At 61.3% G+C, this 230-nt stretch carries 1 protein-coding gene; it reads left to right on the top strand.

Features of this window, described 5'->3' with window-relative positions; translation table 11 throughout:
• Positions 1–26: 26 nt before the first annotated feature.
• The coding region (locus KVT28_RS27395) for a hypothetical protein (protein ID WP_217551506.1) at positions 27–230 on the top strand (204 nt) is incomplete at its 3' end.

Raw genomic sequence — 230 nt, 5'->3', positions numbered from 1 at the left:
AGGTGGTCTTCATTGAGGGGTTCCGGGTGAAGTTTATTGAGAATGAAGAAGCGGCGACGCTCGCGAGAGGAGAGAAGCGCAACGGTACGCAGCAGCAGGAGACCCAGACGCAGGCCAGAAGCAACAGCGACCTGCCGCCGGACCTGGTGGGCACACTCGGGGACGGGACAAAGCTCAACATGAATGCCTTCGTCACCCCATCGGGCGGGCAGGTGGAGAACATGACCCCG

It is taken from the genome of Pantoea sp. GbtcB22 (assembly GCF_019091025.1).
Classification (GTDB): domain Bacteria; phylum Pseudomonadota; class Gammaproteobacteria; order Enterobacterales; family Enterobacteriaceae; genus Pantoea; species Pantoea leporis.
This window is presented reverse-complemented; position numbering and strand designations above follow the sequence as displayed.